25 protein-coding genes are annotated in these 25,234 nt (G+C 64.6%); 11 read left to right on the plus strand and 14 right to left on the minus strand.

Annotated features, from left to right (window positions below; translation table 11 throughout):
- The first annotated feature begins 2 nt into the window (after positions 1–2).
- Positions 3–1,133, plus strand: a complete 1,131-nt coding sequence (locus IVA88_RS04845) for an HlyD family secretion protein (protein WP_247496142.1) — start codon at positions 3–5, stop codon at positions 1,131–1,133.
- A complete protein-coding gene (locus IVA88_RS04850; protein WP_247496143.1) occupies positions 1,120–2,748 on the plus strand; it encodes an MFS transporter in 1,629 nt (542 codons plus the stop codon). The genes IVA88_RS04845 and IVA88_RS04850 overlap by 14 nt, the downstream gene beginning before the upstream one ends.
- Before the next feature lie 53 nt (positions 2,749–2,801).
- On the opposite strand, the gene IVA88_RS04855 is transcribed toward IVA88_RS04850, so the two are convergent.
- Positions 2,802–3,593, minus strand: coding sequence for a phytanoyl-CoA dioxygenase family protein (locus IVA88_RS04855; RefSeq protein WP_247496144.1), 792 nt, complete (start codon positions 3,591–3,593; stop codon positions 2,802–2,804).
- A 229-nt stretch (positions 3,594–3,822) separates the two neighbouring features.
- Positions 3,823–4,563 (minus strand): sulfate transporter family protein, encoded by a 741-nt coding sequence (locus IVA88_RS04860; protein WP_247496145.1) that lies wholly within the window; start codon positions 4,561–4,563, stop codon positions 3,823–3,825.
- A 212-nt stretch (positions 4,564–4,775) separates the two neighbouring features.
- Here IVA88_RS04860 and IVA88_RS04865 point away from each other — a divergent pair, with 212 nt between their 5' ends.
- Both IVA88_RS04865 and IVA88_RS04870 read left to right on the plus strand, forming a co-directional pair.
- The gene (locus tag IVA88_RS04865) at positions 4,776–5,963 is read left to right on the plus strand and encodes a CoA transferase (RefSeq protein ID WP_247496146.1); all 1,188 of its coding nucleotides are present in this window, start codon (positions 4,776–4,778) and stop codon (positions 5,961–5,963) included.
- The gene (locus IVA88_RS04870; RefSeq protein ID WP_247496147.1) at positions 5,960–6,904 is read left to right on the plus strand and encodes a hydroxymethylglutaryl-CoA lyase; all 945 of its coding nucleotides are present in this window, start codon (positions 5,960–5,962) and stop codon (positions 6,902–6,904) included. The genes IVA88_RS04865 and IVA88_RS04870 overlap by 4 nt, the downstream gene beginning before the upstream one ends.
- A 186-nt stretch (positions 6,905–7,090) precedes the next feature.
- Here the strand turns inward: IVA88_RS04870 and nikR are convergent, their stop codons facing one another.
- Complete coding sequence (gene nikR / locus IVA88_RS04875) at positions 7,091–7,537, minus strand: nickel-responsive transcriptional regulator NikR (protein WP_247496148.1); 447 nt, start codon at positions 7,535–7,537, stop codon at positions 7,091–7,093.
- A gap of 167 nt (positions 7,538–7,704) precedes the next feature.
- Positions 7,705–10,143 carry a heavy metal translocating P-type ATPase gene (locus tag IVA88_RS04880; protein ID WP_247496149.1) on the minus strand — a complete coding sequence of 813 codons (2,439 nt, stop codon included), beginning with the start codon at positions 10,141–10,143 and terminating at the stop codon, positions 7,705–7,707.
- 50 nt (positions 10,144–10,193) lie between these two features.
- On the opposite strand from IVA88_RS04880, the gene IVA88_RS04885 reads away from it, so the two are divergent.
- Positions 10,194–10,469 (plus strand): metal-sensitive transcriptional regulator, encoded by a 276-nt coding sequence (locus IVA88_RS04885; protein WP_247496150.1) that lies wholly within the window; start codon positions 10,194–10,196, stop codon positions 10,467–10,469.
- Between the two features lie 21 nt (positions 10,470–10,490).
- On the opposite strand, the gene IVA88_RS04890 is transcribed toward IVA88_RS04885, so the two are convergent.
- Entirely contained in the window at positions 10,491–11,486 is a 996-nt protein-coding gene (locus IVA88_RS04890; RefSeq protein ID WP_247496151.1) for a YiiX/YebB-like N1pC/P60 family cysteine hydrolase, read from the minus strand.
- A 192-nt stretch (positions 11,487–11,678) separates the two neighbouring features.
- Between IVA88_RS04890 and IVA88_RS04895 the strand changes: the two genes are divergently transcribed.
- On the plus strand, positions 11,679–13,079 hold the full coding sequence (locus IVA88_RS04895) for an FAD-dependent oxidoreductase (RefSeq protein ID WP_247496152.1): 1,401 nt from the start codon (positions 11,679–11,681) through the stop codon (positions 13,077–13,079).
- Here the strand turns inward: IVA88_RS04895 and IVA88_RS04900 are convergent.
- From IVA88_RS04900 to pheS, 3 genes are read right to left on the minus strand one after another with little or no spacing between them, the layout of a single operon-like run.
- On the minus strand, positions 13,076–13,846 hold the full coding sequence (locus tag IVA88_RS04900) for a sulfite exporter TauE/SafE family protein (RefSeq protein ID WP_247496153.1): 771 nt from the start codon (positions 13,844–13,846) through the stop codon (positions 13,076–13,078). The genes IVA88_RS04895 and IVA88_RS04900 overlap by 4 nt on opposite strands.
- Entirely contained in the window at positions 13,843–16,251 is a 2,409-nt protein-coding gene (gene pheT, locus IVA88_RS04905; protein WP_247496154.1) for a phenylalanine--tRNA ligase subunit beta, read from the minus strand. The genes IVA88_RS04900 and pheT overlap by 4 nt, the downstream gene beginning before the upstream one ends.
- Entirely contained in the window at positions 16,248–17,330 is a 1,083-nt protein-coding gene (pheS, locus tag IVA88_RS04910) for a phenylalanine--tRNA ligase subunit alpha (protein ID WP_247496155.1), read from the minus strand. The genes pheT and pheS overlap by 4 nt, the downstream gene beginning before the upstream one ends.
- Positions 17,331–17,479: 149 nt before the next feature.
- Between pheS and IVA88_RS04915 the strand changes: the two genes are divergently transcribed.
- Complete coding sequence (locus IVA88_RS04915) at positions 17,480–17,890, plus strand: hypothetical protein (protein WP_247496156.1); 411 nt, start codon at positions 17,480–17,482, stop codon at positions 17,888–17,890.
- Position 17,891: 1 nt separating this feature from the next.
- Here IVA88_RS04915 and rplT read toward each other — a convergent pair whose 3' ends face one another.
- Positions 17,892–18,251, minus strand: a complete 360-nt coding sequence (gene rplT / locus IVA88_RS04920; protein ID WP_247496157.1) for a 50S ribosomal protein L20 — start codon at positions 18,249–18,251, stop codon at positions 17,892–17,894.
- Between the two features lie 81 nt (positions 18,252–18,332).
- A complete protein-coding gene (gene rpmI, locus IVA88_RS04925; RefSeq protein ID WP_007598540.1) occupies positions 18,333–18,533 on the minus strand; it encodes a 50S ribosomal protein L35 in 201 nt (66 codons plus the stop codon).
- Positions 18,534–18,803: 270 nt separating this feature from the next.
- Here rpmI and IVA88_RS04930 point away from each other — a divergent pair, with 270 nt between their 5' ends.
- Positions 18,804–19,202, plus strand: a complete 399-nt coding sequence (locus IVA88_RS04930; protein ID WP_247496158.1) for a hypothetical protein — start codon at positions 18,804–18,806, stop codon at positions 19,200–19,202.
- A gap of 123 nt (positions 19,203–19,325) precedes the next feature.
- On the opposite strand, the gene infC is transcribed toward IVA88_RS04930, so the two are convergent.
- Positions 19,326–19,865 carry a translation initiation factor IF-3 gene (infC, locus tag IVA88_RS04935; protein ID WP_247496278.1) on the minus strand — a complete coding sequence of 180 codons (540 nt, stop codon included), beginning with the start codon at positions 19,863–19,865 and terminating at the stop codon, positions 19,326–19,328.
- Positions 19,866–20,114: 249 nt separating this feature from the next.
- Here infC and IVA88_RS04940 point away from each other — a divergent pair, with 249 nt between their 5' ends.
- Together IVA88_RS04940 and IVA88_RS04945 are read left to right on the plus strand one after the other, a co-directional pair.
- Positions 20,115–20,915, plus strand: coding sequence for an alpha/beta hydrolase (locus IVA88_RS04940; protein ID WP_247496159.1), 801 nt, complete (start codon positions 20,115–20,117; stop codon positions 20,913–20,915).
- Between the two features lie 50 nt (positions 20,916–20,965).
- Positions 20,966–21,433, plus strand: a complete 468-nt coding sequence (locus tag IVA88_RS04945; protein WP_247496160.1) for a nuclear transport factor 2 family protein — start codon at positions 20,966–20,968, stop codon at positions 21,431–21,433.
- A 17-nt stretch (positions 21,434–21,450) separates the two neighbouring features.
- On the opposite strand, the gene IVA88_RS04950 is transcribed toward IVA88_RS04945, so the two are convergent.
- From IVA88_RS04950 to IVA88_RS04960, 3 genes are all read right to left on the minus strand, one after another.
- A complete protein-coding gene (locus IVA88_RS04950; protein ID WP_247496161.1) occupies positions 21,451–22,248 on the minus strand; it encodes an acyl-CoA thioesterase domain-containing protein in 798 nt (265 codons plus the stop codon).
- A 171-nt stretch (positions 22,249–22,419) separates the two neighbouring features.
- Positions 22,420–23,595: a tRNA epoxyqueuosine(34) reductase QueG gene (gene queG / locus IVA88_RS04955; protein ID WP_247496162.1), complete on the minus strand. Its 1,176-nt coding sequence runs from the start codon at positions 23,593–23,595 to the stop codon at positions 22,420–22,422.
- Positions 23,544–24,236 carry a glutathione S-transferase family protein gene (locus tag IVA88_RS04960; protein ID WP_247496163.1) on the minus strand — a complete coding sequence of 231 codons (693 nt, stop codon included), beginning with the start codon at positions 24,234–24,236 and terminating at the stop codon, positions 23,544–23,546. The genes queG and IVA88_RS04960 overlap by 52 nt, the downstream gene beginning before the upstream one ends.
- A 169-nt stretch (positions 24,237–24,405) precedes the next feature.
- Between IVA88_RS04960 and IVA88_RS04965 the strand changes: the two genes are divergently transcribed.
- The gene (locus IVA88_RS04965; protein WP_247496164.1) at positions 24,406–25,212 is read left to right on the plus strand and encodes an undecaprenyl-diphosphate phosphatase; all 807 of its coding nucleotides are present in this window, start codon (positions 24,406–24,408) and stop codon (positions 25,210–25,212) included.
- Positions 25,213–25,234 lie beyond the last annotated feature (22 nt).

Raw genomic sequence — 25,234 nt, forward strand, 5'->3', positions numbered from 1 at the left:
TCGTGAATCAGCAGGAACAAATCTCGTCGCCACCGCCGGCCGGGGCACCACGCCCAAAGCCGTCGCAGCCACCGGCCAGCTCGCTGTGGAGCCGGCTCGCAATACCGCTGTTCGCGGTGATCGTCGCGCTCGGCTTCGTCGCGTTGGCAACGCAGCGCTTCGACGAATGGGTTGGCAACGCCGTGGTCCAGACCACCAACGACGCTTATGTGCGCGCCGAGCTGACGCGGCTTGCCAGTCGCGTCTCCGGCGAAGTGCTGACGGTCGGGGTCACCGATTTCCAGCGCGTCAAGGCCGGCGATCTCCTGATCCAGATCGATCCTGCCGACTATGAGGCGCAGGTCGCGCAGTCCGAAGCCGCGGTCGCCGCCGCGCAAGCGGTGCTCGACAATCTGGCCAATCAGATCGAGCTGCAATATGCGACGATCGCGCAGGCGCAAGCCGCGCGGCTCTCCGCCGAAGCCGTGGAGGTCGAGGCGCGGCAGGAGCAGGAGCGTCAGCAATCGCTGACGCAGACCGAGTCCGGCACGCGGCAGCGGTTCGAGCAGGCGGTCGCAGGCTATGCCAAGGCGCAGGCCGACGTGCGCGCGAGCCGCGCCGTGATCGCGGCCCAGCAGCACCAGCTCGAAGTCCTGCAAGGCACCAAGAAGCAGCGCGCCGCGGATGTCGAGGCCGCCAAGGCGACGCTTGCGGGCACCAAGCTGAAGCTTGGTTACACGAAGATCACGGCGCCGTTCGACGGCGTCGTCGGCGAGCGCCAGGTGCAGCCCGGCGACTACGTCAACATCGGCACCAACCTCATCAACGTCGTACCGTTGCCGAAGGTCTATGTGATCGCGAACTACAAGGAGACCCAGCTTACTCACGTCGCACCGGGGCAGCCGGTCGAGATCACCGTCGACAGTTTCCCGCGTGAGAAGCTGCGCGGCCGGGTCGAGCGTATTGCGCCCGCGACCGGCGCGCAGGTCGCGCTGCTGCCGCCGGACAACGCCACCGGCAACTTCACCAAAGTCGTGCAGCGCCTTCCCGTGCGCATCCTGTTCGAAGACAACCAGCCGCTGCTGGTGCGGCTGGTGCCGGGCATGTCGGTCGTCACCAGCATCGACACCAAGGCCGCGAATGGCGGAAAATGACGATTCCAGTCGCGGCCCGCTCTCGCGCGGCGGCGTCGCCTCGCAGCCGCTGTTTGCGGTGGCGGCGGTGCTGCTCGGCTCGTTCCTCGCCAATTTCGACAGCCGCCTGACCACGGTTGGCCTGCCCGATTTGCGCGGCGCGTTCTCGCTCTCGTTCGACGAGGGCGCCTGGCTCTCCACCGCAGGCATCGGCTCGCAGATCTTCATCGCACCGGCAGTGGCCTGGCTCGCCACCGTATTCGGCCTGCGCCGCGTGCTCGGCATCCCCAGCCTCGTCTATGCCGCGGTCTCGCTGATCATCCCGTTCGTGCACGATTATCCGACATTACTCGCGCTCAGCGTCGTGCATGGCCTCCTGCTCGGCACCTTCGTGCCGGCGACGCTGATGATCGTGTTCCGCAATCTGCCGATCCGCTGGTGGCTCCCGGCGATCTCGATCTATTCGATCCGTGTCGGCTTCGCGCTGGACACGTCGAGCTCGCTGGTCGGCTTCTATGTCGACCATCTCGGCTGGCAATGGCTGTACTGGCAGAGCGTCGTGATCGCGCCCCTGATGGGCCTGATGGTTTATTGGGGTACGCCGCACGAGCCGGTGAATCGCGCGCTGCTGCGCGATGCCGATTGGGGCGGCATGCTGCTGCTCGGCGCCGGCGTTTCGATGATCTATGCCGGGCTCGACCAGGGCAATCGGCTGGACTGGCTGGGGTCGGGGACGGTGATGGCGTTGATCACCGCCGGCGCGGTGCTGTTCGCGGGCTTCCTCGTCAACGAGGCCCTGGTGCGACAGCCATGGGCGCATATCAGCGTGCTGTTCTCGCGCAATATCGGCCTGGGGCTGGTCTTGATCCTGCTCTACACGCTGACCAGCCTGTCCAACGCCTCGCTGGTGCCGAATTTCCTCGCCGCCATCACCTTGCTCAGGCCGGAGCAGAGTGGCCTCTTGCTGCTCACCTATGGCGCGTTGCCGATGTTCGTGCTGGTGCCGCTCTCGATCTGGCTGCTGCGGCATTTCGATACGCGGACAGTGGTGGTCGTGGGATTTGGCTGCTTCGCCGCCGCCAGTCTGTGGGGCACGCAGCTCAGCCATGATTGGGCGCGCGAGGATTTCGCCGGCATCGTGCTGCTCCAGGCGATCGGGCAGTCGCTGACCTTGCTGCCGCTGATCATCACGCTGCTGTCCAACTCCGATCCGAGCCGCGCGACTTCGTTTGCCGCCTATATCCAGATCATGCGGCTCGGCGGTGCCGAGATCGGCGTGGCGGTGATGGGGACGTGGCTGCGCGTCCGCGAGCAGGTCCATTCCTTCTATCTCGGCCAGAATCTCGGCGTCGGTGATGCCGATGTCGTCCGCGTGCTGAAGCAGCTCGCCGACCATTTTGCGGCCCATGGTGCGGGCTCGGCGCAAGCACGCGCGATCGGCACGCTCGCAGGCCTGGTCCAGCGCGAGGCCAATGTGCTCGCCTATATCGACGGCTTCTGGCTGTGCTTCTGGATGGCCATGGCCGCGCTCGGCGTCGTCGCAATGATCACCCGTGCTCCGCCGGGCCCGTTCACGCCGGCGCCATTCGGCTTCGCCAGGATGCTGTTGCGCAAATGCGGGATGCCTCTGACGTAGGTCCAGGATCCGAACGGACCCACGCGCCGAGCGACGGTCGGGTGTTGTTCCGATTATAGCGCAAGCCCGCAAGCCTGACGGATGGCGATCTGAACTGGCGACGGGGGCAGTGCCGGGTCGAACTCGCCTCTCGGCAGCAGCGGTGGCTGTGCCATGAAGCGCGGCCGCTTCCCTCGGTGAGGTTGCGCGGCGTGGACCAGGAATGGATGGCACAGATAAACGGTACCTGCTGCACCGATTGCCAGTTCGATCTCGCAATCTTCCGTGGAAGCATAACCATTGGCAGAGATCTGCTTCAGCGTCGCGCCCGCGTCGCCGTAGGGCAGTAACTCCCGGGCAATGGTGGCATGCGAACCTTTCCGTATCCTTGTTGGTGCGTCATCAGGGCCGACGTCCGAGAACAGGAAGAGCATCAGCAATGCGCGGCCGCTGCTCTTCACATTGGCGCGCCACTCCATCAAATCCGGATTGTCCAAGCCAAAGCTCATGTCCACATGCCAGCCATCATCACCTGGGGATTCCGGTGAGGGAAAGCGGATCGGAAAAGTCCCCAAGCCTCCGGGCATGAGCCAGCGGCCATCACCCGCGAGTTGATCGTAGGCCTGGCGGAGGGTCGGCGTGTTGGCGGCTCCGATGAATGGCGGCGAAGCCTTGGCTCCGACCCGAACAACGGGCTGAATCCAGTTCTCGGGCTCGTCTGGCGACAGACCAATATCGGCCCACAGTTCGTCCCGGCATTGTTTCGCAAGGTGCGTGCTGAAGGCGTTCTCGATCCTGACGAAACCGTCGTCGATGAAGTCCCGGATCTGACTGGAGGTCACGCCGATGCGCTCGGTTTTGGGCATTGCACATTCTCCATTCGGCCATCGCGTCAGCGCAGCCGTTTTGATCTGATTGGCGCGGTGCGCCGAAACGACTCGGTCGCTCAGATCAGCGGGAAGAATGTGGACGTGAAAATCATGCCGCGAACGTATACCGAGGCGGAGAGCCGAATCAAGATGCGGCGGACCAGAGCATTCCGACCAAGGCGGGCCGTATGATCGCGCCGCGAGGTTTGCTCGTCCGACCTGTGCCCTACCGCATCTGCCGCGCCGGCTCGATCAGCTCGGGCCGCGGGCCTGACAGACGCTTGTGCATGTGGACCATGAAGGCCATGGCGAAGATCGGCGTCGCCAGATTGACGATCGGGATCGAGACGAAGGCCGCGATGAACAGGCCGGCGGTGAAGATGGTGGCGGCGTTGTCGCGCCGCATCGCCTTGGCGTCCTCCGGCGAGCGGAAGCGCATCGCGGCGAGCTCGAAATATTCGCGGCCGAGCAGCCAGGCGGCGGCGAGGAAGAAGACGAGGAAGCCGGCGCCGGCGAAAAGCACCAGCGGCAGCGCGATCAGATAGACCAGGATCGTCAGCAGCGCGGTCTTGATGCCCTCGTAGATCGCTTGGCTGAACGGCAGCGCGACGCCCGGCCGCTCGGCCGGATAGTGCTCGCGCTCGACGATCTCGGCGACGTCGTCGACGAACAGGCTCGCCACCAGCGAGGTGATCGCGGGCATCAGGAAGACACTGCCGAACACCACGCCAAGACCCGCGGCGATGGAGATGATCCAGGCGAGCACTTCGAGCGACGAATGCCAGCCCGGACCGAGCAGGCCTTCGAGCCAGAGCTCGCCATAGGTCGCAAACCAGCTCAACAGCCGCTGCAAGCCGATCGCGAGCACGATGATCAGCACCAGTCCGACGCCAATCGACCGCCACAGGATCGAGCGCATCGGCGGCGAGATCATTTGCGACAGCGCCTTTACGGCGGCATCCAGCATGGGAGTACCTCTCGGGAAAACCACCCGCGAGAGGTAGACACAAGAGGCCCGTTCGGCAAGGGAGACCGACGGCACGGGCGCAGCGGCGCTGCTGATAGCCGGATTGACCGTTCGCTTCAACGAAGCCACGATGAAGAAATTCGGCAAGACTGTCGGCTTCATCCACCCGCTTGAGAAAAAGTGGAACCAGCCGGGCAAAGGAACAGGCGCATATGGCAATGGAAGAACCGGCGGCCGGATTGCCGCTTGCAGGCGTGCGCGTCGTCGAGATGACCCATATGGTCATGGGCCCGACCTGCGGCATGATCCTCGCACAGCTCGGGGCCGACGTGATCAAGGTCGAGCCGCCCGCGGGCGACAAGACCCGCAGCCTGGGGGGCATGGGCACCGCCTTCTTCCCGTTGTTCAACCGCGGCAAGCGCAGCGTGGTGCTGGATTTCGAGAAGCCGGAGGATCGCGACACCATGCACCGGCTGCTGGCGACGGCCAACGTGTTCCTAGAGAATTTTCGCGACGGCCAGCTCGAGAAGCAGGGGCTTGGCGCGGACGAATTGCGCCGGCGGCATCCGGATCTGATCATCGCCGGTCACAAGGGTTTCCTGTCCGGTCCCTACGAGCATCGCCCCGCGCTGGATGAGGTCGTGCAGATGATGGCGGGCCTTGCCGCCATGACCGGCACCAGCGAAAAGCCGCAGCGTGTCGGCTCGTCCGCCAACGACATCATGGGCGGCATGTTCGGCGTGATCGCGATCCTCGCGGCGCTCTATCAGAATCGCGGGGGAAAACGCGACGGCGCCGACATCCGCATCGGCCTGTTCGAGAACTGCCTGTTCCTGGTCGCCCAGCACATGGTCGAATACGAGATGACTGGCAACAAGCCGCGCTCGATGCCGGAGCGCGAGCATGCCTGGCCGATCTACGACATCTTCGAGACTGCCGGCGGCGAGCGCATCTTCATCGGCGTCGTTACCGAAGGCCATTGGCAGAGTTTTTGCCGCGAGTTCGGGCTGACTGAATTCCTCGATGATCCTGCCTTGCGCACCACCACCGATCGCATCCTGGCGCGCGGGCGGATCATTCCGCGCGCCGCCGGGATCATCAGGCAGTGGGACGTGGCAAAACTGTCGCAGAGGCTCGATGCGCTCAACATCTGCTTCTCGCCGATCAACCGGCCCGAGGATCTGTTCGCAGATCCGCATGTGCTGCGGCCGGGCGGGCTCGTCAACAATTTCACCGCTGACGGCAAGCCGTTCCGGGTGCCGGCGCTGCCGATTGAATGGAACGGCAGCAATATCGGCGAAGGCCTGAAGGTCGCGCCGCTCGGCGCCGACACCGCGGCCGTTCGCGCCGAGATCGACAATGAAGACGTCACGTCAAAAACGACAGGGAGGCGCGCATGAGCCGGATTCAGGAAATTTATCCCGCAGAGCGCGTCAGCCTGCGCGAGGTGGGGCTGCGCGACGGGCTCCAGCTCGTGAAGAAAATTCCGTCGACCGACGCCAAGCAGCGCTGGGTGCGTGAGGAATACGCCGCAGGCGTCCGGCATTTCGAGGTCGGCTCGTTCCTGCCGGCAAAGACCTTCCCGCAATTCGTCGACGTTCGTGACGTCGTCGCGACCGTCGCGGCATTGCCGGGCGCGCACGGCATCGCGCTTGCGCTCAACGAGCGCGGCGTGAATGAGGCCCTTGAGTCCGGCGTCGGCGAGATCGCCTCGGTCGTCTCCGCGACGGAAGAGCACAGCCAGGCCAATGCGCACCGCTCGCGCGAATCCGCGATCGCCAATTTGAAGCGCCTGTGCGAAATGCGCGATGCGAGCCCCCACAAGCCGCTCGTGAACGCGGCGATCTCGATGGCGCTGGGCTGCTCGATCACCGGGGCGGTTGACCCCGCAGAAGTGCTGCGGCTGGTCGATAAATGCCTCGCGGCCGGCGTCGATTTCGTCGGCATCGCCGACACCGTCGGCTATGCCGGGCCGAAGCAGGTGGCGGAGCTGACACGCGCCGCGGTGAAGCTCGCGGGGAAAAAGCCGATCTGCATCCATCTCCACGACACCCGCGGCATGGGCATCGCGAACGCGGCCGCGGCGCTCGACGAAGGCGCGCGGATCCTTGACGGCTCGCTCGGCGGTCTCGGCGGCTGCCCTTTCGCCCCGGGCGCGACCGGCAATGTCGTGTTCGAGGATCTCGTGTTCCTGTGCGAGAGCAAGGGCTTTGCGACCGGCATCGATTTGGAGAAGTTGATCGCGGTGCGCAGGATCCTGCGCGAGGAGATGCCCGACGAAGCGCTCTACGGCGGCGTCGCGCGCGCGGGCCTGCCGTGCGGGAGCGCGAAGGCGGCGTGATCTCTTTCTTTCCTTCTCCCTTATGGGAGAAGGTGGCGCGAAGCGCCGGATGAGGGGTATCTATCAGCGCACGCGACCGCGAGACGGTCGCTCGCGGAGAGAAAGCCCTCACCCGTCTCGCCGCTTTTGCGGCGAGCCACCCTCTCCCACAAGGGGAGAGGGGCGCGCACCGTTTATGTGGCTCGCCTACTCCTGCCGGTGCCCCTGCTTGCGCGCTTTCGCCTGCTTGCCTTCACCTATCGGGATCATCACCACACGGCCGTAGCGAACGCCGCGTTCGGCGATGATATGGTCGGCGAAATGTCTGACCTCGCCGGCGTCGCCGCGCAGTGCCGTCATCTCCATGCAATTGTTGTCGTCGAGATGGACATGCAGCGTCGCCAGCGCGAGGTCGTGGTGGCCATGGAATTCTTGCACCAGGCGTTTTGAGAGATCGCGGGCGGCGTGGTCGTAGACATAAACGAGGCCGGCGACGCAGGGGCCGGTCTGCGCGGTGTCCTCGCTGCTCTGCTGCAAGCCGGCGCGCGCGAGATCGCGGATGATCTCGGAGCGGTTCTGGTAGCCGCGCGCTTCCGCCGCCGCGTCGATCTCCGCCAGCAGATCGTCCTCGATCGTGATCGTAATTCGCTGCATCAGGCGTCCTCGGTGCGTGCCGCTTCGTTCGTTGCAGCGTAGCCCGGATGGAGCGAAGCGCAATCCGGGACAGTTTCGCTATGTGGACAGAACCCGGATTTCGCTTCGCTCCATCCGGGCTACGGGCATCCCACCTTGGTCCGCAAGCGGAGAGAGGGAGTGCACCTTCACAGCCGCGTGGCCCGCAGCCGCAGCGCATTTCCAACGACGCTCACTGAGGACAGCGCCATCGCAGCTGCGGCAATGATCGGCGAGAGCAGCACGCCGAAGGCCGGATAGAGGATGCCGGCGGCGATTGGAATGCCGGCTGCATTGTAGATGAAGGCAAAGAACAGGTTTTGTCGGATGTTGCTCATCGTCGCCTGCGACAGTTTTCGCGCACGGACGATGCCGGTGAGGTCGCCCTTGAGCAGCGTGACGCCGGCACTCTCCATCGCCACGTCCGTGCCGGTGCCCATGGCGATGCCGACTTCGGCAGCTGCCAGCGCCGGCGCGTCGTTGACGCCATCGCCGGCCATCGCAACGCTGCGGCCCGCCTTTTGCAGCTTTGTCACCACCGCGCTCTTCTGGTCCGGCAGCACCTCGGCCTCGACCTCGGCGATGCCGAGCCTGCGCGCCACCGCCTCCGCCGTGGTGCGGTTGTCGCCGGTCAGCATAATGACCTTGATGCCTTCGGCCGCCAGTGCCTTCAGCGCCTCCGGGGTCGAGGCCTTGACCGGATCGGCGATCGCGAACAGGCCGGCAAGCCGGCCGTCGACGGCCATGTTGATCACCGTCGCGCCATCGCCGCGCAGCCGTTCAGCCTCGCCATCAAGCGTTTTGGTCTCGATGCCGATCGACGTCAGATATTTGGCATTGCCGAGCACGATGGTTTTGCCGTCGACCTTGCCGGTCGCGCCCTTACCCGTGGGCGAATCGAATTGCTCGACCTGGCCCAGCGCAAGCTGCCTCTCCTTCGCCGCGCGCACGATGGCATCGGCCAGAGGATGCTCGCTGGAGCGCTCGACGCTGGCGGCCATGCGGAGGATGTCATCTTCCGCAAACCCCGCCGTCGGCACGATCGCAACCACCTTGGGCTTGCCCTCGGTCAGCGTGCCGGTCTTGTCGACCACCAGCGTGTCGATCTTCTCCATCCGCTCCAGCGCCTCGGCGTTCTTGATCAGCACGCCTGCCTGCGCACCGCGGCCGACGCCGACCATGATCGACATCGGGGTGGCGAGTCCGAGCGCGCAGGGACAGGCAATGATCAGCACGCTGACGGCGGCGACGAGGCCGAAGGCGAGCCGCGGCTCAGGTCCGAGCCAGGCCCAGGCACCAAATGCAACGACGGCAACGACGATGACGATCGGCACGAACCAGCCGGCGACCTGATCGGCGAGGCGCTGGATCGGCGCACGCGAGCGCTGCGCGTCGGCGACCATCTGCACGATCTGCGACAGCAGCGTCTCGCGTCCGACCTTGTCGGCGCGCATGATGAAGCTGCCGGATTGGTTGAGCGTGCCCGCGATCACTTTCGCGGCGGCCTCCTTGGTGACGGGCATGGATTCGCCTGTCACGAGCGACTCGTCGAGCGAGGAACGGCCTTCCAGAATAACGCCGTCGACCGGCACTTTCTCGCCGGGACGAACGCGCAAGCGGTCACCGGCATGAAGTGCGTCGATCTCCACCTCGTGCTCGCCGCCATCAGGCTCGATGCGCCGCGCGGTCTTGGGGGCGAGTTGCAGCAGCGCCTTGATCGCGCCCGACGTCGCGTCGCGGGCGCGCAGCTCCAGCACCTGCCCGAGCAGCACCAGCACGGTGATAACCGCGGCAGGCTCGAAATAAATCGCGATCGCGCCTTCATGGCCGCGAAACGTGGCAGGGAAAATCTGCGGCGCGATGGTGCCGATCACGCTGTAGACATAGGCAACGCCCGTGCCCATCGCGATCAGCGTGAACATGTTGAGGTTGCGCGTCTGCAGCGACTGCCAGCCGCGGACGAAGAACGGCCAGCCAGCCCACAGCACCACGGGCGTGGCGAAGACAAGCTGGATCCAGTTCGACAGCGTCGGATCGATCCAGTTATGCGGGCCTGCGAGATGGCCGCCCATCTCCAGCACCACGGCCGGCAAGGCCAGCGCGCCGCCGATCCAGAATCGCCGTGTCATGTCGGCGAGTTCGGGGTTGGGGCCAGTCTCCAGGCTCGCCACTTCCGGTTCCAACGCCATGCCGCAGATCGGACAGGTGCCGGGTCCGACCTGGCGGATCTGCGGATGCATCGGGCAGGTGTAGATCGTGCCCGCGGGTATCTCGGGCTCGGGTGTCTTCTCCTTGGTGAGATATTTTGCGGGATCGGCGGCGAATTTGGTGCGGCAGCCGGCCGAGCAGAAATGGAAGGCCTCGCCGTGATGCTCGAACCGGTGTTTTGAGGTCGCGGGATCGACCGTCATGCCGCAAACGGGATCGCGGACTTTTGCCGCGGCGGCGCCATGGTCGTGAGCGTGATCGCCGTGCGCGCCGCAGCAGGAGGCCGCTGCGGGCTTGTCGACCGGAGCAGCCTTGCTGGAACAGCCGCATCCGGAATGCGTTTCCGGCTTGTGATGGTGTCCGTGTTCGGCGTCGTTCATTGCCACGCTCCGGCCTTGCAAGAAATACCCCTAGGGGGTATATAGGCGGCATGCGCAAGGACATCAAGACATCTGTCGGAAAACGCCTCGGCCGGATCGAGGGGCAGGTCCGCGGCCTCTCGAAAATGGTTGAGGAGGACCGCTATTGCATCGACATCGTCACGCAGATTTCGGCGGTGCGCGCCGCTCTGCGCCGGGTCGAGGAAGAGGTTCTGAAAGATCACGTCGCCCATTGCGTCGAGCACGCGATCGCGAGCGGCGACAAGGCCGACCAGCGCGAGAAGATCGCGGAGCTGATGGCGGTGATTGGGCGGTCGGAGCGGTAGGTTTACTCTTTTCGTTCCGGCCTACGCCGCCCTCTCGCGCGTCCGACCGCGCCGCCTTGGGCGGTACATGGCCAGCTTCTTCAGAAGCCGGAAGTGCTCCGAGACGGTGACGCGCTCGACTATCTCTGCCGGCTGCGCGGACGTACCGCCCATCACTTCCTCAGCCGGAATTTCACCCGCCGCCTCTTCGTCAATCGCTTCAGGAACGAGCGGCGGCGCACGGAGCGTTTCTGGAAACACACTGAATGTGCCGGCTACCTCCTCGAGCGGCTTCTGCTTGTCGGCCCAGTGCAAGGCGGTGTAGTCGAAGCCGTGCACGATGGTGGGTTTGACGACTTCGAAATAGGGCGAGATGTCGAAGTCGCGGGGCATGTAGAGCGAGGAATCGCGGATATGCAGTATCTCACGGCGGGCAGCACGGCTGCCGGCCTTGGTGATCTTGGGCAGGATCGGATAACGCACGGCGTCGAAGGCCTGCGCGATCAGCGCCGAGCAGATGATCTTGGTGGGATCGCCCGAGCCGATCGAGATCATGCGGCGCCGCCAGCGCTGCGGGATCGGCAGCGGAAATAGAAAGCGCATCAGGTCGACGATGTTCTTGGTGTCGTAGCCGAAGCCGATGCGGTTGATCGCATAGCGGCAGACCGTGGTGCGGTCCTCGTAGGACAGTCCGACCGGGCGACAGACCCTGGTATGATAGGGGAAATATTTCGACAGCGGCGCGGAGGTGACACCTTCTCCGATATTGGCCTCGATCAGCACGTGCGGCTCGCCGTCAGGCTCTTCCGCGCCCTCGATCGGGCCGACATAGAGTGCGCCGTGGGACCAGGTCGACTGGGTCAGATATTTGATAATGCCGGAGATGCGGTTGTTGCCCTCGACCAGCAGCACGTCGCCCGGCTCGATGATGCCGCGCAGATGCTCGGGATCGCTCGGCGTGAACGGCTCATAACCCGGCACCTCCTTCGAGAGGTACGCGGCAATCAACTTGCCGACCGAGTCCAGGACCGTCCCCATTTCAAAACTCCCCCACGGCCTTTTCCGGCCGTCTTTTTCTCTTCTCTAGCATGGTTGGAACATGTTGCAATTCGGTTCATCACTCTGTGACATCAAGCACGATTGATTCACCATGATGGTTGCCGTGCAACATCAGATACGGCAAGGTTCGCTAGCTGTTCCCGTTTGCCGCAAGTCTCCGGAAACCATGACATGACAATCACGCGCCGCAGCTTCCTATCGGCATCGGCGGGCCTTGCCGCGATGCCGGTCCTGCGCGCAACCGCCGCGCCCCTGCCGCGCGAGGCTGACATCGTCGTGATCGGCGCGGGCGCAGCCGGAATTGCCGCGGCGCGGCGCATCATGGCGGCCAATCGCAGGGTCGTGGTGGTGGAAGCTGGGTCGCAGATCGGCGGGCGCTGCATCACGGACACGGCGACCTTCGACACGCCGTTCGATCGCGGCGCACGCTGGATGCATAATCCCGACACCAATCCGATGATCCGGCTGGCGCGCAGTGCCGGGCTCGACGTGCTGCCGGCGCCATCGGGCCAGAAGATGCGCATCGGCCGCCGCAACGCACGGGCCGGCGAGACCGAGGAATTCCTGGCGGCGCTGGTGCGCGCCAACCGCGCCATCGACGAGGCCGCGCGCGGCAAGCTCGATACCGCCTGCGCCTCGGTGCTGCCGAAGGATCTCGGCGACTGGGCCGGCGCGGCGGAGTTCATGCTCGGCGCCAGCTTTGCGGGCAAGGACCTGAAGGAACTGTCTGCAATCGACAAGGCGCGCGCGCAGGACCGCAATGCCGCAATCGCATGCCGCCAGGGCCTGGGGACCCTGATCACCAAGCTCGGTGAGCAGGTGCCGGTCGCGCTGTCGACGCCGGCAAGCCGGATCGTCTGGAGCAATCGCGACGTCAGCGTGGAGACGCAAGCCGGCAGGATCGCCGCACGCGCCGCCATTATCACGGTCTCGACCAATGTGCTGACCTCGGGCGCGATCAAGTTTGGGCCTGACATTCCGAAACGCACGCTCGATGCCGCCTCGAAGCTCACGCTCGGAAGCTACGATCACATCGTGCTGCAAATGCCCGGCAATCCGCTGGGCCTGGCGCGCGACGACATCCTGATCGAGCAGAGCAACTCGACGCGGACGGCGTTGATGTTCGCCAATATCGGCGGCTCCTCGCTGTGCTCGATCGATGTCGGCGGCTCGTTCGGCCGCGATCTGTCGCAGCAGGGCGAGAAGGCGATGACGGCTTTTGCCAAGGAGTGGATTACAAAGCTGTTCGGCAGCGAAGTCGCCGCCGCCGTGCAGAAAGTCAGCGCAACGCGCTGGAACGCATCGCCTTTCGTGATGGGGGCGATGTCGGCGGCCTCCCCAGGCGGTCAGCTCTCGCGAAAAATCCTGACCGAGCCGATCGGCAACATGTTCCTCGCCGGCGAAGCCACCCACGAGACGCTCTGGGGCACCGTCGACGGCGCCTGGGAAAGCGGCGAGCGTGCCGCGGACGCGGCGCTCCGCAAGATCGGTGCGCTGAAGGACGAGCCGGCCGACGTGCCGACGCAATCGACGAAGAAGCGGCGCGCTCCGCGACAGCAGGGCAGCAACTAGCGCAAAATCCCATCCAGCACCGGCAGCCCGGCGATCACCGCGATCGCGATCAGCCCGTAGCAAATCGCGCGGAACACTTTCTCGCTGGCACGACCGAACAGCGAGGCCCCGAAGGCGACGCCGATCGCATAGACCGGACCGACGATCAGCGAGAGCACGAGCGATTCGCGCGAGATCAGTCCTGTGGTTGCATAGCTGACCATTGAGAAGAAATCCGATGCGCCAAAAAACAGCAAGATGTTGGCGCGCGCGATGATCGGGGCGATGGGACGGCCGAGCCAGTAGCCGACGATCGGCGGGCCGCCGGTCTGTGCGAGGCCGCTACAGAAGCCGGAGAGGCCGCCGATGCCGACCGAGAGCCAGGCGTGGTCCCTGCCGCGATAACGCCAGCCCGACAGCAGCAGAAGCAACAGCGCCGCGACGAAGCAGGAGATGATCCAGCGCGTGGTGACGGGCTCGAGCACGCTGAGGAAATAGGTGCCGGCGGGTACGCCGACCAGCGCGCCCAGCACGATCACCGCGGTGGCCTTGCGGTCGGCCTTGCGCCAAGCGTCGGGCAGCAGCGGCGCGGCCGCGACGAAATCGATCACGAGGAGCAGCGCGGCAACCAGACGCGGCGCCGCGATGCTGCTCGCCAGCGGCATGAAGATCAGCGCCGAGCCGAAGCCGGAGAAGCCGCGCGCGGTGCCCGAAACGAAAGCGACGGCGCAGAGCGCCACCTCAACGGTGAGGCTGACGTTCTGCGGGAGGAAATCGGCGAGATTCATCCCCGCAACACGCCGCCGGTCTTCTTCGTCACCTCCGCCACAATTTTCGCGGCGACCGCGTCGATCTCCTGGTCGGTCAGGGTCTTCTCGCGCGGCTGGATCGTCACCGCGATTGCGATCGACTTCTTGTCGTCGTCGATGCCCTTGCCCTCGTAGACGTCGAACACGTTCACCGCGGTGATCAGCTTCTTGTCGACGCTCTGAGCCGCGCGCACGATGTCGCCGCCCTTCACGGTGCGGTCGACGATGAAGGCGAAATCGCGCGAGACCGGCTGGAATGCCGACAGTTCGATCACGGGTTTGGCACGGGTCGGCTTCTTCTTCGCCTCGGGGACGCGGTCGAGGATCACCTCGAACACCATCAGCGGGCCGCCGGCGCCGAGCGCCTCGAGTGCGCGCGGATGCATCTCGCCGAAATAGCCGAGCACGTTCTGCGGCCCGATCTGGATCGTGCCGGAGCGCCCCGGATGCAGCCAGGACGGGCCGCCCGCGACGATCTGAAGGGCCTGCATCGGCGCGCCGGCCGCGGCGAGCACCGCGAGCGCGTCGGCCTTGGCGTCGAACAATTCAGCCTGCGCCGAGCCCGACCAGTGCCGGCCGAAGCCCTGCGACGATGCAAGGCCGCGGCGGACGCCGCTTGCGGCCATGTACTGATCTTGCGGGCGGTCGCCCTTGAACACTTGCCCGACCTCGAACAGCGCGACATCGCCAAAGCCGCGATCGGCATTGGCCTGCGCCGCCACGATCAGGCCCGCCAACAGCGTCGGGCGCATGTCGGACAAATCCGCCGCGATGGGGTTGGCGACCTCGAGTTCGCGCTGCCCGCCGCCGAACAGTTTTGCGGCAGACTTGGTGATGAAGGACCAGGTCACCGCTTCGATGATGCCGCGGCTCGCCAGCGCGCGCCTGGCGCGGCGGGTGCGGAGCTGGAGCGGGGTCAGCACCGATTTGCGTGCGTCCTCGCCGCGCTCGAACGGCGTCATCGGCACCTTGTCGACGCCGTAGATGCGGACGACTTCCTCGACGATGTCGGCCTTGCCGTGCACGTCGGTACGCCACGACGGCACCGCGACCTTCACGACGGGTCCCGGGCCCGCCATCATGAAGCCGAGATGGGTCAGGATGCGCTTCATCTCCGGCATCGGCACCTCGATGCCCGAGAGCCGCTTGACCTCGGTGACCGGAAAATCGATCACACGGTCGTCGCCGAAGGTCTTGCCGACCACGACGTTTTCGGACGGCGTGCCGCCGCACATCTCCATCACCAGCCTGGTTGCGAGCTCCAGCCCGGGGACCATGAAGGCCGGATCGACACCGCGCTCGAAGCGGTAGCGCGCATCCGAATTGATGCCGAGCTTGCGGCCGGTCTGGGCGATGTTGATCTCGTTCCACAGCGCCGATTCGATCAGCACGTCCGTGGTGTTCTCGTCGCAGCCCGAGGCCTCGCCGCCCATGATGCCGGCGAGCGATTCGACGCCGTGCTCGTCCGCGATCACGCAAGTCGCGGGATCGAGATTATAGCTGCGGCCGTCAAGCGCGAGCAGCGTCTCGCCGTCACGGGCGCGGCGCACCACGAGATTGCCCTTGACCTTCTTCGCATCGAACACATGGAGTGGTCGTGCGCGATCATAGGTCATGAAGTTAGTGATATCGACCAGCGCGTTGATTGGGCGCAGGCCGATCGCGGTCAGCCGCTTCTGCAGCCATTCCGGCGACGGGCCGTTCTTGACGCCGCGCACGAGACGCAGCGCAAAGCCCGGGCACAGCGCCGCGTCTTCGACCGTGACCTTCACCGGGCAAGGGAATTCGCCCTTGATCGGCTTGATGGTGGGGTCCTTGAACTTGCCCATGTCGGCGGCGGCGAGATCGCGCGCGATACCGTGCACGCCGGTGCAGTCCTGCCGGTTCGGCGTCAGATTGATCTCGACCACGGGATCGCCGAGGCCGGCCCATGCAGCGTAGGCAGCGCCGATCGGCGCATCCGCGGGCAATTCCATGATGCCGTCATGGTCGTTGGATATCTGCAATTCAGCCGCCGAGCACAGCATGCCGCGGCTCTCGACCCCGCGGATGGTGCCGATTCCGAGCGTGATGTCCTTGCCGGGAATATAGGTGCCGGGCGGCGAGAACACGCTGACGAGACCCGTCCGCGCATTCGGCGCCCCGCACACGACCTGCACGGGCGCGCCACCGTCACCAGTGTCGACCATGCAGACGCGCAGGCGATCCGCATTCGGATGCTGCTCGGCGGATATCACCTTGGCGATGGTGAAAGGCTTCAGCGCCTTCGCCTTGTCCTCGATGTTCTCGACCTCGAGACCGATCATGGTGAGCTTCTCGGCGAGCTTGTCCAGCGGCTCGTCGGTGTCGAGATGTTCCTTCAGCCAAGAGAGGGTGAATTTCACGAGCTCAGCCCTCCCGCCAGCGTCGGCACTTCCAGCGGCTTGAAGCCGTAATGGGACAGCCAGCGGACGTCGCTGTCGAACAACTGGCGCAGATCGGCGATGCCGTATTTCAGCATGGCGATGCGGTCGATGCCCATGCCCCAGGCAAAACCCTGGTACTCGTCGGGATCGATGCCGCAGGCGCGCAGCACGTTTGGATGCACCATGCCGCAGCCGAGAATCTCGAGCCAGTCTTCGCCCTCGCCGAAGCGGATCTCGCCCTTGTCGCGGCGGCACTGGATGTCGACCTCCAGCGAGGGTTCGGTGAACGGGAAGAACGAGGGCCGGAAGCGCATGTTGATGTGATCGACCTCGAAGAACGCCTTGCAGAACTCGTGCAGGATCCATTTGAGGTGGCCGAGATGCGAGTGCTTGTCGATGACGAGGCCTTCGACCTGGTGGAATTGCGGCGTGTGGGTGGCATCCGAATCGATGCGATAGGTGCGGCCCGGGCAGATCACGCGGATCGGCGGCTTCTCACTCAGCATGGTGCGCACCTGCACCGGTGAGGTGTGGGTGCGCAACAGCATGCGCGAGCCGTCCTCCTTCGGATGGAAGAAGAAGGTGTCGTGCATCTCGCGCGCGGGATGGCCTTCGGGAAAATTCAGCTTGGTGAAGTTGTAATCGTCGGTCTCGATATCGGGACCTTCGGCGACCGAGAATCCCATGTCGGCGAAGATCGTGGTCAGCTCGTCCCAGACCTGGCTCAGCGGATGGATGCGGCCGGCTTCGGTCGGCGCATCGCGCAGCGGCAGGGTGACGTCGATGGTTTCCGACGCAAGCCGCGCGTCGAGCGCCGCCGATTTCAAGACGTCGCGCCGCGCGGCGAGTGCCTCGGTGACCTTGTCCTTGGCCTGGTTGATCGCGGCGCCTTGCGTCTTGCGTTCGTCCGGCGACATTTTTCCGAGCGTGGCAAGAAGTGCCGAGATCGAGCCCTTCTTGCCGAGGGCTGCGACGCGCACGGCTTCGAGGGCGGCCTCATCGGCGGCGGCAGCGATCTGGTCGAGGATGGATGTTTCGAGCGTTGCGAGGTCGGACACGGTCAAATCCCTGCTGCCAAATTCGGCTGGGTTGTCGCCGCCCGAAGGCCGTAACGTCAAGCGAAAAGCCGGTCATTTCGGGCTGACGAACGGCTGGATTGAACCTCGCGCGGGGGCCTGGCACCAAGGCAATGCGAGGAGGCTTCGCGATGCTCTCAAGATCCTGTCTGGCTGTTCTGGCCGTCGTTCTCTCGGTCGCCAGCACCCCGGCGCGTGCCATGGTCTGCATGGACACGTCGATGACGCTGGACGAGGTCGCCGACACCATCGGTGCCCAGAAGAGCTGCGAAAGCGCGATGAAGGTGTTTCAGGATTGCCAATTGACCGCGAGCGGCGATGTCCAGCTCGGCGCCGCCGTCGAGAAGAAATGCGAAGCGGACTTCATGCCCGGCCTCAGCACCGCGCAGAAACAGGCCTACCAACGCGAGATGCGCGTGTGCGACCGAAAGTACCGGAATAAATCCGGCACCATGTATCTGTCGTTCACGGCATTCTGCCGGGCGGAGGTCGCCCAGCGTTACTCGCAACGCGCGCCGAAGGCCGGCGGAGCCGGCCGCTAGCTCAGGCCGCCAGAGCGGCTTTGGCCTTCTCGGCGATCGCCTGGAACGACGCGGGCTCGTTGATCGCGAGATCCGACAGCACCTTGCGGTCCACGGTGATCCCGGACTTGGCCATGCCGTCGATAAAGCGGCTGTAGGTCAGGCCGAACGGACGGACGGCCGCGTTGATGCGCTGGATCCAGAGCGCGCGGAACGTCCGCTTCTTGCGCTTGCGATCACGGAAGGCATACACGAGAGCTTTGTCGACCGCCGGCTTGGCGGTGCGGATCGTGTTCTTGCGGCGGCCGCGGAAACCCTTGGCGGCCTTGTAGACTTTCTTGTGCTTGGCGTGGGCGGTCACACCGCGTTTGACGCGAGCCATGACAAAAATCCTTCGAAAGATGACTTGATGTTCGGATCGCCGCGAAAGCTGCGGCGCGGGTGGCAATGATCGTGGACGCGATCAGGCGTTCGGCAAGAAGTACTTCTTGACGTTGTCGCCGTCGGTCTTGAACAGCACGGCGGTGCCGCGCAGCTGACGGATCTGCTTCTTGGTCCGCTTGATCATGCCGTGACGCTTGCTGCGATGAGCGAACATCACTTTGCCGGTGGCAGTCACCTTGAAGCGCTTTTTAGCGCCCGATTTGGTCTTCAGCTTGGGCATTTGGCTCTCCTAATGGCCACAGAAATCCGCCCGCGAAGGCGGCTGGCCGTCAAAATGCTCGTTAGAGCGTTGATTGTGCTCAGGTTTTACGAACAAGCGCGAAACCCGCACGGACACCGCCACGGCAGCCCTTAATCAGCCGGGCAATGAAGGCTGGGCTTATGACAGAGGACGGGCCAATTGGCAACGATGAACCCGTGGAACTTGCCTGGCGACTATCCGTAATTGCTATCCTGATGTCGAAGACGTGTCGCGCGGAGCAGGACCAGAATGTCCCATTTTTCCCAATCGCTTTTCGCTGATGTCGCTCGTCCGCGCTGCCTGGCGCTGTTGGCCGTGCTCGCCATGGCTGCGTTTCCGTCGACTGCCGGTGCTCGCATCCGCGGCTATGACGGCGTCTGGAACGTCACCTTCGCCACCACCCGCGGCAATTGCAGCTCCGGCTACAGCGTTCCCTTCACCGTCGCCGGCAGCCGGGTATCGTCCGCCGGCGGTGGCCGGGTCTCCGGCAAGGTCAATCGCAGCGGTGCCGTCGCGGTCCAGGTTTCGGTCGGAGCGTCCCACGCCAGCGGCGGCGGCCGGCTCGCCGCCGGGGCCGGGAGCGGCTCCTGGCACGGCATCATCTCCGGCGACCGCTGCAGCGGCATCTGGCAGGCCACAAGGACGTAATTTGACTCTTCTATGGAGGTACGCTCCCGCTCCCGAGCGATGTTTCCGCCGGCTCGCACAATACAAAACGGCCCGCCGGAAATCCGGACGGGCCGTTGAATTCGCTAGTTCAAAGTATCGACGTCAGCGCGGCGCCAGCACCATGACGACCTGACGGCCTTCGAACCGCGCGTCCTGCTCCACCTTGGCGAGCTCGGCGACGTCGGTCTTGATCTTGTCGAGCAGCTTGGTGCCGATCTCCTGGTGCGCCATTTCGCGGCCGCGATAGCGCAAGGTGATCTTGACCTTGTCGCCCTCTTCGAAGAACCGCTGCATTGCGCGCATCTTCACTTCGTAATCGTGGTCGTCGATCATCGGGCGGAGCTTGATCTCCTTGATCTCGACGATCTTCTGCCGCTTGCGGGCTTCGGTGGCTTTTTTCTGCGCGGCGTACTTATACTTCCCGTAGTCCATGATCTTGCATACGGGAGGGCTGACGTTCGGCGAGATCTCGACCAGATCCATGCCGGCTTCCTGGGCCAGGCGGATAGCCGCGACGGTCTCGATCGTGCCCTTGTTCTCACCGGTCTGATCGATCAGCTGGATCTGCGCATTGCGAATATCGTCGTTGATGCGCGGCCCGTCTTTGGCGGCAGTGGGCGGAGCTTTATTGGGACGGCGAATGGGTGGTTCTCCAAAGTTATGAAAAGAGGCGGCTATTTTGCAGGAAGATACGGTTGCCGGCAAGCAATCGCTCGTGCGGCGGTCGAAAAAGCCTCAAATGCGAGGCAATTTGGCCACGGCGGGGCACGCAGAGGGACATAGACACCTTGCTTCTATTCCGCAAGCGTCCCAAAGGGCCAATGCCGACGTCCGGCTGCGCTGCGGAACAGGTCCGGACGGCTCAAATCGCACAGCCGGAGTAAACGTTCCATGACTGCTGCAATTCCCGATGCCGTGCTCGACTTCATCGATGTGGGCGAGGGCCCGTCCGCACGCCGAATCGCGGTGCGCAGCCGGCGCGGACAGGGGCTCGAGCAAGGTCCCGGGCTGGTCTGGCTCGGCGGGTTCAAATCGGACATGCAGGGCAGCAAGGCCGTCGCACTGGACGAATGGGCTCGGGATCACGGGCGCGCCGTGGTCCGGTTCGATTATTCGGGCCACGGCGAATCCGGTGGCGATTTCGCCGACGGAACCATCGGGCGTTGGCTTGAGGAAAGCGTCGCGGTGTTCGAGCGATTCTGCGACGGCCCGCAGATCCTGATTGGCTCGTCCATGGGCGGCTGGATGGCGCTGCTGCTCGCGCGCGAGATCAAAAAGCGTTCTGGCAAGGCGTCGCTGGCCGGCCTGGTGCTGATCGCGCCGGCACCCGACTTCACCGAGGAGCTGATGTGGAAGAATTTTCCGGCCGCGGTGAAGAAAGAGATCGAGACGAAGGGCCTGTGGCTCAGACCGTCGGACTATGGCGACGGCTCGCCCTATCCGATCACGCGGAATCTGATCGAGGAGGGACGCAACCACCTCGTGCTCGGCAGCGCGATCGATCTCGGCTGTCCCGTCCGCATCCTGCAAGGCGCGCAGGATCCTGACGTGCCCTGGCAGCACGCGTTCGCGCTGACACATCGCCTGCCGGCCGACGACGTCGTGCTGACCATGATCCAGGACGGCGATCACCGCCTCTCGCGCCCGCAGGACATCGCCCGCATTCTTGCCGCAGTGGCCGAGATCGGGTGAAGTGCTTTCTTCCTTTCCCCTTTGAGCAATAAGAGCAATTGGGAGGCGCTATGACGACCACCGCCATGCTGCGCGCTTTCTGCGACGCCGTCGAACAGCGCAACGGAAAAGCCTTCGCTGATCTCTTCACCGAAGACGGCGTCTATCATGACGTATTCTACGGTGCCTTCGCCGGCCGCGAGAAGATCGCCGCGATGATCGAGGACTGGTTCTATCGCACGGCGACCGATTTTCGCTGGGACATGCACGATCCGGTGTCGAACGGCACCACGCTCTATGCGCGCTACACGTTCAGCTATCGCTCGACCTTGCCGGAAGCGAATGGCGCACGGGCGATGTTCGAGGGCGTCGCGATCATGACGCTGCGCGGCGGCAAGATCGCCGGCTATCACGAGGTCGCGAACACCGCGCCGGCGTTTGTCGATTTGAAGTTTGCGCCGGAGCGGATCGCGAAGATCGCCGCCAGGCAGGGCGCGGAGCTCAAGGCGCGGCCGGAGATGAAGCGGCATTTGGGCTAGCCGTCATTCTTGCGTGCTTACCGTTTCGATGGATTGACCATCGGCTTGCGCTGCGCCAGCGCCGCGACCGTGGCGGTGCCGATCGGGCCCGCTTCGTCGTAGAGCCAGCATTCGCCGATCGCCACACCGTCGGTGGCGTGATGGTTCACCACCTCGAAGCCGATCCAGTTCGTCACGGGCAGGCGGTGCAGATAGATCGTGACGTCGCTGTTGATGTAGCCGAGCCCCTTGTCGCCGGCGTTCGCGAACGGACTGGCGAAATCCGCGCCGGTGGCGACATGGACGAACGGCGTCATCGGCGCGCCCGCGACCAGCTCGCGCACCTCGCTCATCCAGAGTTTTCGCGGGCCCAATGAGCCCATGTGACCGACGATCGGCCGTGTGGTCCATTTGCCGTTCATGCCGAGCCTGGGATCGGTGGGCTTGGGAATGTCGGCCGGCTTCGGCACGTCCCAGTTCGGCGGCGACCAGACGTTGCCTTCCGGATTCTGTGTCCGCCGCAACAGGTGGCACGAGGCGCGCGCCATGCCGACGCCGCCGGAGAAGAACTCCGCTTCCACGACGCGGATGCGCATCCCGTCGCGCACCAGCCGTGTCGTCACCTCGATCGGCTTGTCGATGGTCGGCAGCCGAAACATATCGACGGTCAGCCGCACCGGCACGAATTCAGGGCCGGAATGCCGCTCCTCGATGGCGAAGCCGAGCAGGCCGATGATGACGCGTCCGTGCAGCGATTTCGGATCCCACGGGCCGTTGGCGACTTCCGTCGGATGGAATGTGTCGCCGTCGCGGGTGAAGAAAGGGATGTTTGTCATGACGCGCGAGCTTGAAGGAACGTGTGGGGAAATCAAGGTGCTCAATCCTCATGGTGAGGAGGCGCGAAGCGCCGTCTCGAACCATGCAGGCCCGCTGCAGCCGCTCGGCCTCGATCCTTCGAGACGCGCGCGAAAAGCGCGCTCCTCAGGATGAGGGGAAGGAGCGGGATGCTAGGACGCCAGCTCCCACTCCTGACGCACACCTTGATCGCTCTCTCCGGCAATCGCGTTCGTCCTGATCGCCGCGAACTCATCCCGCGACAGCAACTGCCTCAGCGCCCACACCGCAGCGCCACGCACCAGCGGGCTCGCATCGCCGAGCAATCGCCGCGCTTCCTCTGCAAGTGCCGCATCGCCGGAGTTGCCGATCGCGATCAGTACGTTGCGCAAAAAGCGGTCGCGGCCGATGCGCTTGACGGGCGACTTCGTGAACAGCGCGCGGAACGCAGCGTCGTCGAGCCGTGCGAGTTCGGCAAGACCTGGCGCGCGCAATTCGCTACGCGCTGCGAGCTTGGCCTCACGGCCCTCCTGCGCGAACTTGTTCCAGGGACAGGCGGCGAGGCAATCGTCGCAGCCATAGATGCGGTTGCCGATGCTTTTGCGAAATTCGCGCGGGATCGGCCCCTTGTTCTCGATGGTGAGGTAGGAGATGCAGCGCCGCGCATCGAGCTTGTAGGGCGCGGGGAAGGCCGCGGTCGGACAGATGTCGAGACACGCCCGGCACGAGCCGCAATGATCGATCTCGGCGTCGTCGCGCGGCAGCTCGAGTGTGGTGTAGATCGCGCCGAGAAACAGCCACGAGCCAAATTCGCGCGAGACCAGATTGGTGTGCTTGCCCTGCCAGCCCAGATGCGCGGCCTGCGCCAGGGGTTTCTCCATCACGGCCGCGGTATCGACGAACACTTTCACTTCGGACGGTGCGGCCGCGACCAGCCATCGCGCCAGTGCCTTCAGGCGCTTCTTGATCAGGTCGTGATAGTCGTCGCCCTGCGCATAGACCGAGATCGCCGCGCGCGTGCGCTGCTTCAGGATCGCGAGCGGATCCTGGTCGGGGCCGTAATTGACACCGAGCATGATGACGCTGCGCACGTCCTGCCACAGCCCGCGCGGATCGACCCGGCGTTCCGGCTGCGCGGCGAGCCAGTCCATGTCGCCATGGCCGCCGGATGCGATGAATTCGAGGAAATGCTGTCCGGCGCTTTCGATCGTGCCGGGCTCTGTAATGCCAATGCAGTCGAAGCCGAGCGCGCGTGCCTCGTTTGCAAGCGCCGTCTTCAGTTCGGTCAGATCGGAGTTCAGAAGTCGAGGTCCACGTAGGTCCGCGACGCCGGCACGCCCGCCAGCCATTCGCTCAGCAGCGGACGGAACGACGGGCGGGATTTCACCCGCGCGTACCACGCCTTTGCTGCGTCGTCCTCGCTCCATGGCACGTCGCCCAGATAGTCGATCGCCGAGAGATGCGCCGCGGCGGCGAGATCCGCGTAACTGAGCCGGTCGCCGGCGAGGAAATTACGCGTCTGCGCCAGCCAGCCGATATAGGCCAGATGATAGCGCACATTGGCCTTGGCGGCGCGCATCACGTCGGCCGAGGGCGGGCCGCCGCCATTCTCCTCGCTCATGAATCGCTTGTAGATACGTTCGGTGACGAGCGGGTGGGAGACTTCCTCGAAGAACTTTTCGTTGAACCAGGCCATCAGCCGGCGCACTTCGACGCGTTCGCCGATCGTCTCCGGCATCAGGCGCTTGAGGCCCATATCGTAACCATAGGACTCGTCGAGATATTCGGCGACGATCGCCGCGCCCGGGATCGGCGGCTGCTCGTCGTCCACCAGGACGGGCGTCGTGCCCGCCGCATTGAGCAGCAGAAACGCTTCGCGCCGCTCCCAGCTGCGCTCTTCGACCAGCTTCAGCTCAAGCCCGTATTCTCCCGCGATCAGGCGGATGAACCGCGAATGCGGACAGAACGGATGATGAAACAGCGTAAACATGAAGCCTTTGACTATTTGATGGTGCTTAAGAATCCATCAATGTTTGTGCGGCGCCACACTAGTCATTCAAAACCGCGAGGCAAGGGCGCGACGCCGCATTTTGCGATTGCAGCAAGGGAGCGGATGGGCGAGAAGAGCCCCGCTTTTCCAGCCGAAATGGACCGTAAATATGTCAGATGCAATACGGGCAGTGATCCTCGGCATCATCGAGGGTGTGACCGAGTTCCTTCCCGTTTCGTCGACCGGCCATTTGCTGCTTGCGGAGCGCTTCTTCCATCTCGGCGAGGGCGCGTTCTGGGATTCGTTTACGGTCCTGATCCAGCTCGGCGCGATCCTCGCGATCGTCGTGTTGTACTTCAAGAAATTGTGGGACGTCGCGATGGGCATGTTCACGGGCGACGCCTATGCGCGCCGCTTCGTGATCGGTGTGCTGGTGGCGTTCCTGCCCGCTGTCGTCGTGGGTCTCGTCGGCGGCAAATATATCAAGAGCCTGCTGTTCAATCCCTGGGTGGTTTGCTTCTCGCTGATCGTCGGCGGCGCCATCCTGCTCTGGGTCGACAAGCTCGATCTCAAGGCGCGCGAGCACGACGCCACAAGGTTTCCGCTGCTGATGTATCTTTACATCGGCATCGCGCAGTGCGTCGCGATGATCCCGGGCGTGTCGCGCTCCGGCGCAACCATCGTCTCGGCCATGCTGCTCGGGGCCGACAAGCGCGCGGCGGCGGAGTTCTCGTTCTTCCTCGCCATTCCCACCATGATCGGCGCGTTCGCCTACGATTTCTACAAGAACCGCTCCGAGATGACGATGGACCACATGGGCATCGTAGCGATCGGCTTCGTGGTGTCGTTCATCACCGCGGTCATCGTGGTGAAGGCGTTCCTCGGATACGTCACCCGCCACGGCTTCGTGGTGTTCGCCTGGTGGCGCGTGATCGTCGGCACGCTCGGCCTGATCGCGCTGGCGCTGGGGCGGTAGATCCGAAGCTCAAACGACTGCA

Source organism: Bradyrhizobium sp. 149 (assembly GCF_023073915.1).
In the GTDB taxonomy this organism is placed as follows: Bacteria; Pseudomonadota; Alphaproteobacteria; order Rhizobiales; family Xanthobacteraceae; genus Bradyrhizobium.